Annotated in this window: 15 protein-coding genes; 7 read left to right on the top strand and 8 right to left on the bottom strand. The window is 65.5% G+C overall.

Annotated features, from left to right (window positions below; all coding sequences use genetic code 11):
* Positions 1–94 precede the first annotated feature (94 nt).
* Positions 95–382: an H-NS family nucleoid-associated regulatory protein gene (locus tag ACM6JT_RS18565; protein ID WP_235212504.1), complete on the top strand. Its 288-nt coding sequence runs from the start codon at positions 95–97 to the stop codon at positions 380–382.
* A 60-nt stretch (positions 383–442) separates the two neighbouring features.
* On the opposite strand, the gene ACM6JT_RS18560 is transcribed toward ACM6JT_RS18565, so the two are convergent.
* Together ACM6JT_RS18560 and ceoR are read right to left on the bottom strand one after the other, a co-directional pair.
* Positions 443–1,006: a hypothetical protein gene (locus ACM6JT_RS18560; protein WP_414857019.1), complete on the bottom strand. Its 564-nt coding sequence runs from the start codon at positions 1,004–1,006 to the stop codon at positions 443–445.
* A gap of 326 nt (positions 1,007–1,332) precedes the next feature.
* Entirely contained in the window at positions 1,333–2,337 is a 1,005-nt protein-coding gene (gene ceoR, locus ACM6JT_RS18555; protein ID WP_131949176.1) for a putative multidrug efflux transcriptional regulator CeoR, read from the bottom strand.
* 457 nt (positions 2,338–2,794) lie between these two features.
* On the opposite strand from ceoR, the gene ACM6JT_RS18550 reads away from it, so the two are divergent.
* Genes ACM6JT_RS18550 through opcM form a run of 4 tightly spaced genes read left to right on the top strand, consistent with a single transcriptional unit; the run spans position 2,795 to position 9,697 of the window.
* A complete protein-coding gene (locus tag ACM6JT_RS18550) occupies positions 2,795–3,655 on the top strand; it encodes an alpha/beta hydrolase (RefSeq protein WP_034181749.1) in 861 nt (286 codons plus the stop codon).
* 32 nt (positions 3,656–3,687) lie between these two features.
* A complete protein-coding gene (ceoA, locus tag ACM6JT_RS18545; RefSeq protein WP_034181750.1) occupies positions 3,688–4,905 on the top strand; it encodes a multidrug efflux RND transporter periplasmic adaptor subunit CeoA in 1,218 nt (405 codons plus the stop codon).
* A gap of 45 nt (positions 4,906–4,950) precedes the next feature.
* Complete coding sequence (ceoB, locus tag ACM6JT_RS18540; protein WP_034181751.1) at positions 4,951–8,151, top strand: multidrug efflux RND transporter permease subunit CeoB; 3,201 nt, start codon at positions 4,951–4,953, stop codon at positions 8,149–8,151.
* 10 nt (positions 8,152–8,161) lie between these two features.
* Positions 8,162–9,697, top strand: a complete 1,536-nt coding sequence (gene opcM, locus ACM6JT_RS18535; protein ID WP_034181752.1) for a multidrug efflux transporter outer membrane subunit OpcM — start codon at positions 8,162–8,164, stop codon at positions 9,695–9,697.
* Between the two features lie 93 nt (positions 9,698–9,790).
* Here the strand turns inward: opcM and ACM6JT_RS18530 are convergent, their stop codons facing one another.
* From ACM6JT_RS18530 to ACM6JT_RS18520, 3 genes are read right to left on the bottom strand one after another with little or no spacing between them, the layout of a single operon-like run.
* Entirely contained in the window at positions 9,791–10,786 is a 996-nt protein-coding gene (locus tag ACM6JT_RS18530; RefSeq protein WP_414857018.1) for an NAD(P)H-quinone oxidoreductase, read from the bottom strand.
* Positions 10,783–11,160: a carboxymuconolactone decarboxylase family protein gene (locus tag ACM6JT_RS18525; protein ID WP_034181754.1), complete on the bottom strand. Its 378-nt coding sequence runs from the start codon at positions 11,158–11,160 to the stop codon at positions 10,783–10,785. The genes ACM6JT_RS18530 and ACM6JT_RS18525 overlap by 4 nt, the downstream gene beginning before the upstream one ends.
* Positions 11,161–11,172: 12 nt before the next feature.
* A complete protein-coding gene (locus ACM6JT_RS18520) occupies positions 11,173–12,609 on the bottom strand; it encodes an NAD-dependent succinate-semialdehyde dehydrogenase (protein ID WP_059695390.1) in 1,437 nt (478 codons plus the stop codon).
* A gap of 378 nt (positions 12,610–12,987) precedes the next feature.
* Here ACM6JT_RS18520 and ACM6JT_RS18515 point away from each other — a divergent pair, with 378 nt between their 5' ends.
* The gene (locus tag ACM6JT_RS18515) at positions 12,988–13,923 is read left to right on the top strand and encodes a LysR family transcriptional regulator (RefSeq protein ID WP_034181756.1); all 936 of its coding nucleotides are present in this window, start codon (positions 12,988–12,990) and stop codon (positions 13,921–13,923) included.
* A 153-nt stretch (positions 13,924–14,076) separates the two neighbouring features.
* Here the strand turns inward: ACM6JT_RS18515 and ACM6JT_RS18510 are convergent, their stop codons facing one another.
* Positions 14,077–14,967: a LysR family transcriptional regulator gene (locus ACM6JT_RS18510; protein ID WP_175749541.1), complete on the bottom strand. Its 891-nt coding sequence runs from the start codon at positions 14,965–14,967 to the stop codon at positions 14,077–14,079.
* A gap of 98 nt (positions 14,968–15,065) precedes the next feature.
* Here ACM6JT_RS18510 and ACM6JT_RS18505 point away from each other — a divergent pair, with 98 nt between their 5' ends.
* Positions 15,066–15,506, top strand: coding sequence for a PACE efflux transporter (locus ACM6JT_RS18505; protein WP_034181836.1), 441 nt, complete (start codon positions 15,066–15,068; stop codon positions 15,504–15,506).
* Positions 15,507–15,683: 177 nt separating this feature from the next.
* Here the strand turns inward: ACM6JT_RS18505 and ACM6JT_RS18500 are convergent, their stop codons facing one another.
* Both ACM6JT_RS18500 and ACM6JT_RS18495 read right to left on the bottom strand, forming a co-directional pair.
* Positions 15,684–16,535: an alpha/beta fold hydrolase gene (locus tag ACM6JT_RS18500; protein ID WP_414857017.1), complete on the bottom strand. Its 852-nt coding sequence runs from the start codon at positions 16,533–16,535 to the stop codon at positions 15,684–15,686.
* 246 nt (positions 16,536–16,781) lie between these two features.
* A complete protein-coding gene (locus ACM6JT_RS18495) occupies positions 16,782–17,123 on the bottom strand; it encodes a DUF3579 domain-containing protein (RefSeq protein WP_105391037.1) in 342 nt (113 codons plus the stop codon).
* Between the last annotated feature and the right edge of the window lie 17 nt (positions 17,124–17,140).

Genomic DNA, 17,140 nt, shown 5'->3' with positions numbered 1-17,140 from the left:
CGCGATTACGCTTCGATGTAGCGGCACCGCCTCGGTGGAGTTCCGGCGAAGGGGCGAGTTTGGGGAACATCGCATGCTGATATACAAGTCATTCATGGAAAAGAAGGCCTTGCTCGAAGAGCAACTGCAACGCGAGCGTCTCGCCATATCGGAGGTCGTGCTGCTCGAAGTCCGGCGCTGTATCGAGGAATTCGGGTTCACCCACAACGAGGTGTTTCCGGCCGGTGCGACCGGCCTCAGGAAGCGCCGGGCAAAGTATTTCGACCCGCGGACCGGGCGGACGTGGTCCGGCGTGGGCCGTGAGCCGGCATGGTTGCGTGGTCAGGATCGCAACCGGTTCCTGATCGATGCGATATCGCCCATTAAGTCTGAGGATTCCTGATCATCGGATTTTTTGAAGATGCGTCATGTCGGTCTCGGGGAGCTTCGACGCGGCGGCCTGTCATCGGCGTCGCGGCGTGTTCGGAGGATCGATCGCGCAATCACCCCGGGATGACGAAGCGAAGCGGATGGAACCAGTTCCATCTGAAATATTACATTTCGATTGTGACAGTTCTAGTGACGAACATCGGTGTCCCAATTTTTTCCCGGCCGGACTGAAGGGCGAGATCAGGAGCGAATTCGTATGAGCGATCGAGCAGCGCAACAGCACGGCGAGGCGTTGGCGCCCGAGCGCGTGTTTGTCGGCATCAGCGTGACGTACGAGACGGTTGAGGTCGGCGTCTCGTCGCTGAGGGTGATCCTCGGCTACCGGAACGAGACGTTCGGCATCGAGTCGATGACCGATGCAATCGCCGGATTGGCTCCTGCGCGCGTCGTGCTGGAGTCGTCCGGCGGCGCCGAAGTCGAGGCGGCTTGCGCGCTGCAGGCCGCGCGACTGGCGGTGGCCGTTGCCTATCCGCATCAGGCCCGCGATTTTCTCGCGGGCGCGGTCGAGATTCCGCTCGACCGAAAAGGGGCGCGCGCCCGTTTGCTGACGGAACTGGCCTGCAAGTTCGATCAGCATCCGTCGTGCGCCCAACTCGTCGAGCCGCTGTCCGACCCGCAACTACTGTACGTGCAGGCACTGGTGCAGCGCCGCCGGCAACTCGCGCGCGCGCTGATCGCGGAGTATCAGCTGCTCGCGTGCTCCCAGGCGAACGTGCGCAGCAGCATCGAGCAGACGATCGCGTTCATGGAAAACCAGATCGGCGTGATTGATCGCTTTTGCGCGCGGCACGTGAGCGCGCAGCGCGCGCAAAGCGGCCCGGCCGCGGCGCACCCGGCATGGGGGCCGCGGAATTCATGCGTGCGTGGAGAGCGAAGTGAAAAAAGGGCCCGGGTACGCCGGACCTACGCGACCCACTCGTTGATGACCGGCGTATCGAGCGCCGGTGCGCGTTCGGCTTCCTCGAACGTGCGCTTGCTGCACGTCGCGTCGAGGCTGCCCTTGCCGCTCAGCAGCGGGCAGCGGTCGAACACTTCGGCGATCCAGTCGACGAACACGCGCACCTTCGGCGACAGATGGCGGCTGTGCGGATACACGACCGAGATCGGCATCGGCAGCGGCTTGATGCCGGGCAGCACTTCCTTGAGCCGGCCTTCGCGCAGGTGCGGCAGCACCATGAAGAGCGGCGGCTGGATCAGCCCGAAGCCTTCGATCCCGCAGGTCACGTACGCATCCGCGTCGTTCACCGACACGATGCTTTCCATCTTGATCTCGGTTTCCTTGCCGTCGATCAGGAACGACCAGTCGATCGTGCGGCCGGTGCGGCTCGAGAAATAGTTGACGGCCTTGTGCTGGCTCAGGTCCTCGATTGTCTTCGGCTCGCCGAAGTGCTCGAGATACGAGGGCGCGGCGACCGTCACGCCTTCGAACAGGCCGACCCGGCGCGCGACGAGCGACGAATCCTGCAGCGCGCCGACGCGGATCACGCAGTCGACGCCTTCCTGCAGCAGGTCGACCGGGCGGTCGGACAAGCCGAGCTGCAGGTCGATGTCCGGATAGCGCGTGTGGAATTCGCACAGCGACGGAATCACGAGCAGCCGCCCGATCGAACCCGGCATGTCGATACGCAACTTTCCGTGCGGCTTCCGGTTGTTGGCCTGGAAGCTCGCTTCGGTTTCCTCGACGTCCGCGAGGATCCGCACGCATCTTTCGTAGTACGCGGCGCCGTCCGGCGTCAGCGACAGCCGGCGCGTGGTCCGGTGCATCAGCCGCACGCCGAGGAACGCTTCGAGATTCTGGATGATCGTCGTGACGGACGCCCGCGGCAAGCCGAGCGTTTCTGCCGCCTTGGTGAAGCTGCTTGTATCGACGACGCGAGTAAACACCTGCATGGCCTGAAGCCGGTCCATCACAACCTCCGCAATCTAGGGTCTGCTTGTATATGGAACGCGCATGCGTTGCCACGAGAACGGCCGCTCGCGAGGCGCGCGACGCCGCGAATACTGACGTATCGCCAAGGAGCGCAACGCGGCGAGCGGCCGTTCTCGTGGCAACCCCAAATTAAAAAATTCATGTCACGGGAATGCCCGAAATCGCCCGTATGGCGGCGTCGCTCGTCGCTTGTTTGGCTCGGCCAAACGGCGCTCCTCACTCCTTGCCCTACGAGCGATTTCGGGCATTCGCATGTGCGTTCCATATGCAAGCGGACCCTTTTGCCGCCGGAACAAAGAGGCTGCGCTACCTCGTGGGTGAACGCAGCCTCGGATTGTTCGGGGTCGTTGAATTGTGTTGCCGGATTATAGGCATTTATCCCAATGTCTGCCGGACCCAGAATTCGTTCCATCTCGAAATGGATGCTGCATCGTCATGGACGCTTCTGAATTCAGCAAATTCCTGAAAGCCGCAATGCCCGCTCAAGCCTTGGCGGGCGCGGCGCTGACGGTCGCCGAAGTGGAAATTCCCGGCTACGCGCAGGACATCGTGCTGCGCCTCTACCGCCGCCCGGACAAGACCGGGTTGCCGGTAGTGCTTTATTTCCACGGCGGCGGTTTCGTCCGCGGTTCGCTCGAAGACGCTGATTTCGCCGCGCGTTTTTTAGCAGAACGCTTACCAGCTCTCGTAGTGTCGGTCGATTATTCGCTCGCACCGGCCTTTCCTTTTCCGGCCGCGCCGGAGGATGCGTATCGCGCGGCCGTGTGGGCCGCGACGCGCGCCCGCGCGTTCGGCGGCAATCCGAAGAAGATCGGTGTCGCGGGCCACGACGCGGGCGGGCAGCTCGCGAACTGTCTGGCATTCATCGCACGCGACCGCGGCGAAGTGTCGATCGCCGCGCAGGCGCTGTTCGGGCCGATGCTCGACCCGAGCATGACGCGCATCGGCGACGCCGAGCGTCTCGCGTCGGACATCACCGCGCGCGAATGCGCGGCCTGTTATCGCGCGTATCTGCCGCAGGCCGCGCAGCGCATGCACCCGTACGCGGCGCCGATCGAATCGGTGCGCCTCGCGGGGTTGCCGCCGACGCTCGTCGTCACCGCGCAGAACGACGTGCTGCACGTCGAAGCGGAGAAATATGCGGGCTGCCTGATTTCGTCGGGCGTGCTCACGCAGGTGATCCGCTATCCGGACATCACGCACGCCGCGCTCGCGACGCACGAAGCCGCATTCGAGGAAGCCGTGCGCTTCTTCCAGTGCCGCTTCCAGGCGCGCCAGCCGAACCGTTCCGAATAACCAGAACCAATCCACGTTTATTGGAGATCCACATGGCCATCCTACGCACCTCCCGTTCCCGAATCGCGACAGCGGCGATCGTGACGCTCGCCGTCGTCGGCCTCGGAACGTTCGGCGCAATGCGCGTGAACGCGAACGCGCCCGAAAAAGCGGCCGCGCCGCTGCCCGAAGTCGATGTCGCGACCGTCGTGCCGCAGACCGTGACCGACTGGCAAGGTTATTCGGGCCGCCTCGAAGCGATCGAGAAGGTCGACGTACGCCCGCAGGTGTCGGGCACGATCGTCGCGGTGAATTTCAAGGACGGCGCGCTCGTGAAGAAGGGCGACGTGCTGTTCGTGATCGACCCGCGCCCGTACCAGGCCGAAGTCGACCGCGCGGCTGCGCAGCTCGCGGCTGCCCAGGCCCGCAACGGCTATGCGCAGACCGACTGGCAGCGCGCGCAGCGGCTGATCGGCGACAACGCGATCGCGAAGCGCGATTACGACGAGAAGCAGAACGCGGCCCGCGAGGCGACGGCGAACGTGAAGGCGGCCGATGCCGCGCTGGAAACGGCGCGCATCAACCTCGGCTATACGCGGATCACCGCGCCGGTGTCGGGCCGCGTGTCGCGCGCGGAGATCACGGTCGGCAACGTCGTGTCGGCCGGTGCGGCGGCCGCGCCGCTGACGACGCTCGTGTCGGTGTCGCCGATCTATGCGTCGTTCGATGCGGACGAGCAGACCTACCTGCAATACATCAACGGCGCGCGCGACGGCCGCAAGGTGCCGGTCGAGCTCGGCCTCGCGAACGAAACCGGCTACTCGCGCAGCGGCGTGATCGATTCGGTCGACAACCGGCTCGACACGTCGTCGGGCACGATCCGCGTGCGTGCGCGCTTCGACAACGCCGACGGCGCGCTCGTCCCGGGCCTCTACGCACGCGTGAAGGTGGGCGGCAGCGCGCCGCACCAGGCGCTGCTCGTCGACGACGCGGCGATCAACACCGACCAGGACAAGAAGTTCGTGTTCGTCGTCGACCAGCAGGGCCGCGTGTCGTACCGCGAAGTGCAGCAGGGGATGCAGCACGGCAACCGGCGCGTGATCGTGAGCGGGCTTTCCGCGGGCGACCGCGTGATCGTGAACGGCACGCAGCGCGTACGGCCCGGCGAGCAGGTGAAGCCGCACATGGTCCCGATGACGGGCGGCGATGCGCCGTCCGCGCCGCTCGCGAGCACCGCGAAGCCGGCCGCACCGGCGAAGGCGGATTCGTAAGCGGCCCGCCGCTTCGCATCCGCGTTCAACCAGACAGAGCCAGAAATGAACATATCCAAATTCTTTATCGACCGGCCGATCTTTGCAGGAGTCCTATCGGTGATCATCCTGCTCGGCGGGGTGATCGCGATGTTCCTGCTGCCGATTTCGGAATATCCGGAAGTCGTGCCGCCTTCGGTGATCGTGAAGGCGCAGTACCCGGGAGCGAACCCGAAAGTGATCGCCGAGACGGTCGCGTCGCCGCTCGAGGAGCAGATCAACGGCGTCGAGGACATGCTCTACATGCAGTCGCAGGCGAACAGCGACGGCAACATGACGATCACCGTCACGTTCAAGCTCGGCACCGATCCGGACAAGGCCACGCAGCTCGTGCAGAACCGCGTGAACCAGGCGCTGCCGCGCTTGCCGGAAGACGTGCAGCGGCTCGGCATCACCACGGTGAAGAGCTCGCCGACGCTGACGATGGTCGTGCACCTGATCTCGCCGGACAACCGCTACGACATGACCTACCTGCGCAACTACGCGCTGATCAACGTGAAGGATCGCCTGTCGCGGATCCAGGGCGTCGGCCAGGTGCAGCTGTGGGGTTCGGGCGACTATGCGATGCGCGTGTGGCTCGATCCGCAGAAGGTCGCGCAGCGCGGGCTGTCCGCCGAGGACGTCGTGCAGGCGATCCGCGAGCAGAACGTGCAGGTCGCGGCCGGCGTGATCGGCGCGTCGCCGTCGCTGCCCGGCACGCCGCTGCAGCTGTCGGTGAACGCGCGCGGCCGTCTGCAGACGGAAGACGAGTTCGGCGACATCGTCGTGAAGACGACGCCGGACGGCGGCGTCACGCGCCTGCGCGACATCGCGCGGATCGAGCTCGATGCGTCCGAATACGGGCTGCGCTCGCTGCTCGACAACAAGCCGGCCGTCGCGATGGCGATCAACCAGTCGCCGGGCGCGAACTCGCTGCAGATCTCGGACGAAGTGCGCAAGACGATGGCCGAGCTGAAGCAGGACATGCCGGCGGGCGTCGACTACAAGATCGTCTATGACCCGACGCAGTTCGTGCGTTCGTCGATCAAGGCCGTCGTGCACACGCTGCTCGAAGCGATCGCGCTGGTCGTGATCGTCGTGATCGTGTTCCTGCAGACCTGGCGTGCGTCGCTGATTCCGCTGATCGCGGTGCCGGTGTCGATCATCGGCACGTTCTCGCTGCTGCTCGCGTTCGGGTATTCGATCAACGCGTTGTCATTGTTCGGGATGGTGCTCGCGATCGGGATCGTGGTCGACGATGCGATCGTCGTCGTCGAGAACGTCGAACGCAACATTGAAAGCGGGATGAACGCGCGGCAGGCGACCTACAAGGCGATGCAGGAAGTGAGCGGGCCGATCATCGCGATTGCGCTGACGCTGGTCGCCGTGTTCGTGCCGCTCGCGTTCATGTCGGGCCTGACCGGCCAGTTCTACAAGCAGTTCGCGATGACGATCGCGATCTCGACGGTGATCTCGGCGTTCAACTCGCTGACGCTGTCGCCGGCGCTGTCCGCGATCCTGCTGAAGGGCCATGGCGATAAGGAAGACTGGCTCACGCGCGTGATGAACCGCGTGCTCGGCGGCTTCTTCCGCGGCTTCAACAAGGTGTTCCATCGCGGCGCGGAGAACTACGGCCGCGGCGTGCGCGGCGTGCTGTCGCGCAAGACGCTGATGCTGGGCGTGTACCTCGTGCTGGTGGGCGCGACCGTGCTGGTGTCGAAGGTCGTGCCGGGCGGCTTCGTGCCCGCGCAGGACAAGGAATACCTGATCGCGTTCGCGCAGTTGCCGAACGGTGCATCGCTCGACCGCACCGAGAAGGTGATCCGCGACATGGGCTCGATCGCGCTGAAGCAGCCGGGTGTCGAGAGTGCGGTGGCGTTCCCGGGGCTGTCGGTGAACGGCTTCACGAACAGCTCGAGCGCGGGCATCGTGTTCGTCACGCTGAAGCCGTTCTCCGAACGGCACGGCAAGGCGCTGTCGGCCGGTGCGATCGCCGGCGCGCTGAACCAGCAGTACGGTGCGATCAAGGACTCGTTCGTTGCGGTGTTCCCGCCGCCGCCGGTGCTCGGCCTCGGCACGCTCGGCGGTTTCAAGATGCAGATCGAGGATCGCGGCGCGGTCGGCTATGCGCGGCTCGCGGATGCGACCAACGATTTCATCAAGCGCGCGCAGCAAGCGCCCGAGCTTGGCCCGCTGTTTACGAGCTACCAGATCAACGTGCCGCAGCTCAACGTCGATCTCGACCGCGTGAAGGCGAAGCAGCTCGGCGTGCCGGTCACCGACGTGTTCAACACGATGCAGGTGTATCTCGGCTCGCTGTACGTGAACGACTTCAACCGCTTCGGGCGCGTGTACCAGGTGCGCGTGCAGGCCGATGCGCCGTTCCGCCAGCGCGCGGACGACATCCTGCAGTTGAAGACGCGCAACGACAAGGGCGAGATGGTGCCGCTGTCGTCGCTCGTCACGGTGACGCCGACGTTCGGCCCTGAAATGGTGGTGCGCTACAACGGCTACACGGCGGCCGACATCAACGGCGGCCCGGCGCCGGGCTTCTCGTCGGGTCAGGCGCAGGCCGCGGTCGAGCGGATCGCGCACGAGACGCTGCCGCGCGGCGTGCGGTTCGAGTGGACCGACCTCACGTACCAGCAGATCCTCGCGGGCGATTCGGCGATGTATGTGTTCCCGATCAGCGTGCTGCTCGTGTTCCTGGTGCTCGCTGCGCTGTATGAAAGCCTGACGCTGCCGCTCGCGGTGATCCTGATCGTGCCGATGAGCATTCTGTCGGCGCTGACGGGCGTGTGGCTCACGCAGGGCGACAACAACATCTTCACGCAGATCGGCTTGATGGTGCTGGTGGGGCTGTCGGCGAAGAACGCGATCCTGATCGTCGAATTCGCGCGCGAACTCGAACACGACGGCCGAACGCCGCTCGAGGCCGCGATCGAGGCGAGCCGGCTGCGGCTGCGCCCGATCCTGATGACGTCGATCGCGTTCATCATGGGCGTCGTGCCGCTCGTCACGTCGACGGGTGCGGGTTCGGAGATGCGCCATGCGATGGGTGTCGCGGTGTTCTTCGGGATGCTCGGCGTGACGCTGTTCGGGCTGATGCTGACGCCGGTGTTCTACGTCGTGCTGCGTACGCTCGCGGGCGGCAAGATCCACGTCGCCGGCAAGGACTCGGCCGGGTATGGCGTGCCGGCCCAGGGCGTACCGGCTTCGGATGCTTGAGGATAAGAAGATGGACAACATGCACAACACGAATGGCCTGATGCGCTTCGCGAAGGTGGCGGCCGCGAGCACCCTGCTCGCGACGCTGCTCGCCGCGTGTGCGGTGGGCCCCGACTACAAGCGCCCGGATGTGTCGACGCCCGCCGCGTTCAAGGAAGCGCCGACGCTCGCCGCGGGCGAACAGGCCGGCACGTGGAAGACGGCCGAGCCGTCGGACGGCGCGCACCGCGGCGAGTGGTGGACGGTGTTCGGCGACCCGGTGCTCGATTCGCTCGAGACGCAGGCGCTCGCCGCGAACCAGAACCTGAAGGCGGCGGCCGCGCGTGTCGAGGAAGCGCGCGCGGCGACGCGTTCGGCGCGCTCGCAATGGTTCCCGCAGGTCGGCGCCGGCTTCGGGCCGACGCGCGAAGGGCTGTCGTCGGCGTCGCAGTTGCAGCCGCAAGGCACGGGCCCGACCAACGCGACGCTGTGGCGCGCGCAGGGCACGGTGTCCTACGAGGCCGACCTGTTCGGCCGCGTCGGCCGCAACGTCGAGGCGTCGCGTGCCGACCAGGCGCAGAGCGAAGCGCTGTTCCGTTCGGTGCAGCTCGCGCTGCAGGCGGACGTCGCGCAGAACTACTTCGAACTGCGCCAGCTCGACTCGGACCAGGACCTGTACCGCCGCACGGTGGAGCTGCGCGATCAGGCGCTGAAGCTCGTGCAGCGCCGCTTCAACGAAGGCGATATCAGCGAGCTCGACGTGTCGCGCGCGAAGAACGAGCTTGCCAGCGCGCAGGCCGATGCGGTCGGTGTCGCGCGCCGGCGCGCGGCTTCCGAGCACGCGCTCGCGATCCTGCTCGGCAAGGCGCCCGCGGATTTCGCGTTCAAGGAAACGCCGATCGTGCCGGTCGGCGTGAAGATTCCGGCGGGCCTGCCGTCCGCGCTGCTCGAACGCCGTCCGGACGTGTCGGCGGCCGAGCGCGCGATGGCGGCCGCGAACGCGCGGATCGGCCTCGCGAAGTCGGCGTACTTCCCGAAGCTCGATATCACGGGCGCGTTCGGCTATGAGGCGTCGACGCTCGGCAACCTGTTCCTGTGGTCGAGCCGCACGTTCCTGCTCGGGCCGTTCGCCGGCACCGCGCTGACGCTGCCGCTGTTCGACGGCGGGCGCCGTGCGGCCGGCGTGCAGCAGGCACGTGCGCAGTACGACGAGCAGGTCGCGAACTACCGGCAGCAGGTGCTCGTCGCGTTCCGCGAGGTCGAGGACAATCTCGCCGACCTGCGCCTGCTCGACGACCAGATCCGCGCGCAGGATGCGGCCGTCAACGCGTCGCGCCGCGCGGCGACGCTGTCGCGCACGCAGTATCAGGAAGGCCAGGTCGCGTATCTCGACGTGATCGACAGCGAGCGGTCGGTGCTGCAGTCGCAGTTGCAGTCGAACCAGTTGACCGGTGCGCAGGCCGTGTCGACCGTGAACCTGATCCGTGCGTTGGGCGGCGGGTGGGGGCCCGCGCCGACGGCGGTCGGCGATGCGGCGTCCGTCAAGGCGGAAGTCGCCGCGCGTTGAGCGCGAACGGCGGGCGAATCGTCGCTCGCCGGCAGTGAAGCGAAGAACCCCGGCATGCAGGCTCTGGTCTGCATGCCGGGGTTTTTTATGGCGTCAGGCGTTTTCGCTCATCGACAGGATGATCTTGCCTACGTTCACGGCGGACTCCATCCGTCGATGAGCCGCCGCGGCATTGGCGAGAGGAAACACGCTGTCGACGACCGGTTCGAGGCCCGCGCCTCCCGCAAAGCGGTCCAGCCAATGTTCGCGAAATCGCCGAACCATCGCGTGTTTCTCGCGCGGGTCGCGCGACTTCATCACCGTGCCGATGATTTGCAGATGACGGTTCAGGATCTGATCGAGCGCAACGCTCACGTCACCGCCGCCGCCGAGTATGCCGACCTGCACCAGCCGGCCGCCGTTTGCCAATGACGCGACATTCCGCGAAAAATACGGCGCGCCCACGAAGTCGATGACGACGTCGACACCGCGTTTGCCTGTCCTGCTTGCGACGACTTCCGAAAAATCCTGCGCCTTGTAGTCGATCGCATGGTCCACGCCGAGTTGAACGATCCGTTCCAGTTTCGAGGCTTCGGCGGTCGCGAATATCGTCGCGCCGGTTGCGTAGGCGAGCTGGACCGCCGCGGAACCCACCCCGCCCGCCGCTGCGTGAATCAGCACCGAATCGCCGCGTTGCAAGCGGCCCAGATGCAACAACGCTTCGTGCGCAGTGACGAAAACTTCCGGTATGGCAGCCGCGTGCACGTAGTCGATCGTTGCCGGTATGGGCATCGCCATTCTCCAGTCGATGCGCGCCAGTTCCGCATAGGCCCCGCCGCCCACGACGCCCATTACACGATCACCCACCTCGTAGCCCTGCACGGCGCTTCCCGTCTCGATCACCTCGCCGGCGATTTCGAGCCCCATGAGGGTGGAGTCGCCGAAATTGGGCCGGCCGTATCCGCCTCGCCGATGTGTCAGATCCGCGCGATTCACGCCCGCGGCATGAACGCGTAACAGTAGATCGTCGGGGCGAACCTCGGGTGCCGGGACTTCGGCCAATTGGAGAACCTCGGCCTCGCCGAATTCCTTGAATGTGATGGCTTTCATTTCACACCTTCCTGTGCCGGAGCTGAATGACCGGCGAGATCGTCGGACCGAGGTTGTGCGCCCAGCGTTGCCTGCGCCACGGCGGAAGCGGAAATCGCTGCGGGAAACCCGGCGTAGAACGCGAGGTGAGTAATTGCCGCGGAGAGCTCTTCGCGGGTTACGCCGTTCGTCAACGCGCGCCGCAGATGCGCCGGCAACTCGTCGAGATGGCCCCCCGCGATCAGGGCGGCGACGGTCACGAGGCTGCGATCGCGCGGCGCGAGCGACGGATCGCTCCAGATGCGCGGATAGAGCGTGTCGTCGACGAATGCCGAGAGCGTCGGCGTGAAGGCCCGCGCGGCCTCGCGTGGACTGTCGAAATGCGTATGAGACATGGCGATACTCCTTCAAGCCTGGCTGATGAACTTGTGCGTGAGGTAGTACTCGATGCCCTCGGTGCCGCCTTCCGAGCCGTGGCCGCTTTCCTTCATGCCGCCAAACGGCAGTTCGGTCGACACGATGCGGTACTGGTTGATGCCGATCATCCCGGCTTCGAGACCGTCCGCGACATCAATGGCCGTGCGCGCGCTGCGCGTGAACGCATAGGCGGAGAGCCCGTACGGCAACCGGTTCGCTTCGGCGAGCCCGTCGGCGAGGGCATCGAAGCGCATCAGCACCGCGATCGGGCCGAACGGTTCTTCATGCATCACGCGCGCGTCCTTCGGTACGTCGGCGAGGACCGTGGGTTCGAAGAAATATCCTTCGCCCTCGATGCGCTTTCCGCCGGCGAGGACCCTTGCGCCACGTTCCACCGCATCGGCGATGAGTTCTTCCATCTTGGCAAGCTGGCGCGGATTGGCCAGCGGCCCGACCTGCGTGCCGGCATCCATGCCATTCCCGACCTTGAGGGCCTGGGTGGCGCGCACGAAGTGCCCGACGAACGCGTCGTAGACTTCGCGCTGGATCAGGAAGCGCGTCGACGAGATGCAGACCTGGCCCGTACCGCGAAAGCGGTTCGCCGCACCGTCGACCGCGGCCTTCTCGACATCCGCGTCGTTGAATACGAGGACGGGCCCGTGGCCGCCCAGCTCCAGCGTGATGGGTTTGACGCCTTCGGCGGCACGCGCCGACAGCAGGCGGCCGATCGGTACCGAGCCCGTGAACGTCACCTTCCGGATGACCGGGGAAGCGATCAGATGCTTCGACACCTGGTCGGGCACGCCGAATACGACTTGAAGCACGCCCTTCGGCAAACCGGCGTCGTCCAGTGCACGTGCCAGCGCGAGCGCCGTTGCGGGGCTTTCCTCGCCGGGTTTGATGATGACGCTGCATCCGGCGGCGAGTGCGGCGGAGAGCTTGCGCGCCGGGGTGATCGCGGGAAAATTCCATGGCGTGAATGCGGCGACGGGCCCGATTGCCTGTTTTTTCACGAGCTGTTGCACGCCCGGGCGGTTGGATGGCACCACGCGGCCGTCGATACGGCGAGCCTCTTCGGCGAACCATTCGAAATAGTCGGCGGCACGCAGGACTTCGTCGCGGCTTTCTGCCAGTGGTTTGCCTTCCTCGAGCGTCATGACGGTAGCGATGTGCTCGGCGCGCTCGCGCATCAGTTCCGCCGCACGCTTCAGAATGCGCGCGCGTTCGGCAGGCACGGTGTTGCGCCAGACGTCAAAAGCCGGTGCGGTGGCCTGCAGGGCGCGATCCAGATCGGCTGCCGTCGCCAGCGGGACGCGCCCGATCTCGATTTGCGTGGCGGGGTTGATCACCGGCGCCGTTTCGCGTTCGCTCGCACCGATCCATTCGCCGTTGATGAAAAGATGAAGCGCGTCGTAACTGATGTCCATGGTAGTAGCCTTTATGGTTAGGATTGCGATTAAATATGTGTTCGCCACGAGCCGGACAGGGGAACCTGCGCCACGCCGTGTCTGGATGATTCGCCGTGGCGGGCCGAGCTCGGGTTTGATACTTCCGCGTTCTGATTGCCTGACTTCGGGACCCAGTCTAGGCGTGAAGCGGGCGGCAACTTAGAGGGGCCGGAAAGAATGAATCTTGTCTCGGGAGAGAAAATCCCCCTGCCAGCATGAAAGCGCATTGAAAGGATGCGCGAAAACGACAGGGGATTGCGCGCTGACTGCACGAAGCAGGCGCGGGCCCTATGATCAACAGGCTCGCGCGGGCCGAAACGCAGCGATTCGGCGATCAATTCAAAACCAAGGTGCGTAATGGACAAGGTTCACACCATGTCGGTGTTTGCGAAGGTGGTCGAGATGGGCAGTTTCACGGCTGTCGCAAACCACCTCGATACGACGGTCGGCAACATTTCCCGAGCGGTCTCGGTACTCGAGGACAATCTCAACACGCGGTTGCTGCAGCGCTCGACGCGACGGCTCGTCGTCACCGATGCGGGGCGACGTTTTTACGAGCGCAGCGTTGCGATCCTCTCGGACATCGAACGGGCAGAAGCGGAAGCGCGCGATGCGCTGCTGGAGCCGCGCGGCGTATTGCGCGTGCATGCGGTGCCGGGATTAGGCCGTCAACTCGTTTCGCAAGCCGTGCTTGCCTATCGGAACGCATACCCGGAGGTATCGGTCGATCTCATGCTGTCGCAGCGGATGCCGAACCTGCTCGAAGAGCAACTCGACGTGGCGATCGTGATTGCGCGCACGCTGCCGGACTCGGCGTATGTGAGCCAGAAGATCGGCGTCAGCCATTGCATTCTGGCGGCGTCGCCCGATTATCTGGCACATCGTCCGGCTCCCGCGTGCGTGGAAGACCTCGTCGACCACACATGTGTGCTCCTGAGCACGGTCGATTACGCGCCCGACGAATGGCGTCTGCAAGGCAGGGTCGGCGAGGCGGTGTATCGTCCGGCGGGATCGCACTTCAGCGTCAACGACATGGATGCGATGTCCACGGTACTGCGCGAGGGCGCGGGGATCGGGCTGATCGCCGCCTTCTCGGCAATCGACGATTTGCGTAAGGGATCGCTCGTTCGCGTGCTGCCTGAATTCCACACCGCTCAGCGCAACGTCTATGCGGTGTATTCGTCCCGTCAGTTCGTCGACGCGAAGATCAAACGGTTCATCGATGTCCTTAAGTTGCGGGTAGGCGACCGGTTGGAGGCGTATGCGGAGGAGCTCGCCATCACGGTCGTATGACCCGCCTCACGGTCGGCATGATCGGACAAGTCGAGCGATGACCGGGAACGCGTTTCTGGCGCCGAACGCGCGCGAGGGTGGCCCATTGATTGCAACTAACGGTCAAGTCGTCCGGCGTTGACGGACGGTGTGGCGACGCCATCGCCGCACCGCTTAATGCGGACTGTCTTCAGACCGCAGTGCCCGCAAGAGTTCCCCGGCGGCCTTGCCGAGCCCCGTATGTTTCGGCCGCCGCAAATACACAGGCAGCGGCAGCCCGTTGCGAATGTTCGCGAACACGAGCGGTGCGAGTTCACCGTCCGCCACATACCGGTCGATGATCGATTCCGGCAAGTTCGCCCAGCCATGACCGGCCTTCACGAGCGCGATCGCGGTCGCCATGTCGGTCACCTTCCACGTGCGGTTGCCGATAAGCGGCCGCACGTCGGTGAGCGGCCGCTCCGGATCGGCGATCACGATCTGCCGAAACCCCGACAAGCGCTCGATCGCCTCCGGATGCGCGGCTTCGGCAATCGCCGGATGGCCGGGCGCGGCGACCGCGATCAGCGTCTCGGTCCACAGCGCGTGAATCTGTTCCTGCGGATGAAGATCGAGCCCGCCGTACGCGACGCAAAGATCGACGGCCCCGCGATGCAGCGCGTCGACGATCGCATCCTGCGGTGCGGTGACGACGCTGACCGCGAGCGCCGGATATTTCGCGGCGACGGCGGCCAGCGCGCGCGCAATCGGCGCACCGTCGATTTCGGCCGCGAGCCCGAGTCGCAGCGTGTCCTCGACACCCTCCGACAAGTGCTGCGCATGCGCACGCAGCGCATGCAGCCGTTCGGCGATCGCGCGCGCGTCGGGCAGCAGCGCGGCCATCGCGGCGGTCGGCGTCGGCTCGCGCGTGCCGCGATCGAACAGCACGAGATCGAGTTCGGCCTCGAGGTTCGCGATCGCCATGCTGACCGCCGACGGCGTGCGGCCGAGCGCGCGCGCGGCCGCCGAGAACGAGCCTTTGTCGATGACGGTCAGCAGCATGTCGATGTGGTCGCTGGTCAGCACGTGCGGCCTCCTGTCAGAAAAATTGAAAGGACCTGACTTTGGCGGACAGGGTACTCGCTGCTAGTCTCGCCACCTTGTTCGATTCGAAGGGGATGGTCATGCAAGGCTGGAAGCGACGCATAGTCTACGTCGTGATGTTCGAGGTGCTCGGCATCCTGATCGCGTCGACGGTGCTCGGCGTGCTGAGCGGCGCGAGCGCCGAAACGAGCGGCCTGCTGGGCGTGATGATCTCGACGACGGGCGTCACCGTCAATTTCCTGTACAACCTCGCGTTCGAGGCGTGGGAGCGGCGTCGCGCGGCGACGACGCGCACCGTGGGGCGGCGCGTGCTGCACGCGGTCGGGTTCCAGGTTGCGCTCGTGACGTTCCTGATTCCGCTGATCGCGTGGTGGCTCGATGTGTCGCTGGTGCAGGCGTTCCTGTTCGACGCGGTGCTGATCGTGTTCTTCCCGATCTTCACGTTCGTGTACAACTGGTCGTTCGACAGCGTGTTCGGGCTGCCGGATGCGGTGACGCGGAAGGCCGACGCGGCTGCGTGATGCAATGCGCCGCGCCGGTGTCCGGCACGCGGGCGTGGATCGTTCAGAGGTGTCTGGATCCGCGCAGCGGATGCGCCGGTGACGTGCGGCGGGCGACAGGAAAGCGATGCGGGGCGGGCCCGCACCGTTTCCGGATGAAACTGGGAAAACCGGGCGGAACGAACGCCGCCCGTGAACTTACGCGGCGATGAACTCGTGCACGTAGCGGTTGAACACGGCGGGGCTCGCTGCATTCATCCCGTGCGACGCGCCGGCGACGGTCTGCCGTTGCGCATCGCTGATCCACTGCGACAGCGTGTCGACGTTGTGGCGGAACATCTTCGGGCTGCGCTGGCCGTCGATCAGCAGCGTGCGGCATGCAATATCGCCGGCCGTGTGCTGCGAATACGCGGGCAGCGGGTCGCGCAGTTGCTTCGGCAGCGTGCTCGCGTTGTCGATCGCCATCGTGCGGAAGCGCGACGTGCTCTTCTTCCACGCGCCGGGCAGGCTCACCGAATCGACGAACATCTCGAGACCCGACTCGACGTCGCCTTGCCCGATCAGGTTCACGGCCTTCGTGCGCAGCGCGATCGCGGCGGCCGGCAGCGCGGCTTCGCGCACGCCCGGCTGTTGCAGCGGGCCGCCCGGATCGGCGAGCGTCAGCGTGTCGACGAGTTGCGGATGCTGGCGCGCGACGTTGAACGCGACGCTGCCGCCACGCGAATGGCCGACCAGGTGCACGGGGCCGAGATCGAGTGCGTCGATGAATTCGGCGAGCTCGTCGACGTGGTTCTGCCAGCTGAACTCGTCCTGGATGCCCGCTTCGACGGCCGGCCAGTAGTGGCTGAGGCTCGGCGCGATGCAGCGGTAGTGGGCCGACAGCGATGCAAGCTGCGGATCCCAGTAGCGGTAGTCGCACAGCGAGCCGTGCACGAACACCATCGGCGCGCCGCTGCCCCGCTCGACATACGGCAGGCTGATGCCTGACGAAAGCGTCGCAAATTGCAGGTCGGGGTTCGCGAGCACGGACGGCTCGATTCGCATGTTCATGACTGAAAGACTCAAAGGTGCGTCAACACGACGCAACTATGCATCACGGCGACCTGCAAGGAAAACGCATAATTTTCATCGTGACGATCAATTTTATTGATGGCTCGGCTGAAAACCCTTGTCGGGGCGTGGTCATGCGTCGAAGCCTTCAATCATCTGACGATTGATTTCGGCGGAGAAAGGGCGTGCGGTGGCCTGCGCGCACGCGCAAACGCACCGGAAAGAGGGGAGGCAGGGGGCTGCGCGTCAGCGCATCGTCAACGCGGGTGCAGTCTGAAGCTCGACGGGAAGGTCATTATCGGCCGCGAACTGCATCGCGAAGTCGAACGCGTCCGCGCACACGCCGCGCAATTCGTCCGACACGAACAGGCATTTGACGCCGCCGTCGACGACCGGCATCGCGAGCCGCGACAGCGCGCACGGATAGCCGGGCCGCCGTTCGCCGACGAACAGCGTGATGACGCCGGCTAGGCGTTCGGGCCAGTCGCTGGGGCGGAAGGTCTTCTGCGCGCGCGTGACGCCACGGATCAGGTGGCCGTGGGTTTGGCCAATGAGGCGGCCGTGTTCGGTGACTTCGATGCGATCCATGCTGTGGTGCGTGTCCT

Origin of the sequence: Burkholderia sp. IT-111MI5 (genome assembly GCF_949752865.1) — a bacterium.
GTDB lineage: Bacteria > Pseudomonadota > Gammaproteobacteria > Burkholderiales > Burkholderiaceae > Burkholderia > Burkholderia pyrrocinia_C.
This window is presented reverse-complemented; position numbering and strand designations above follow the sequence as displayed.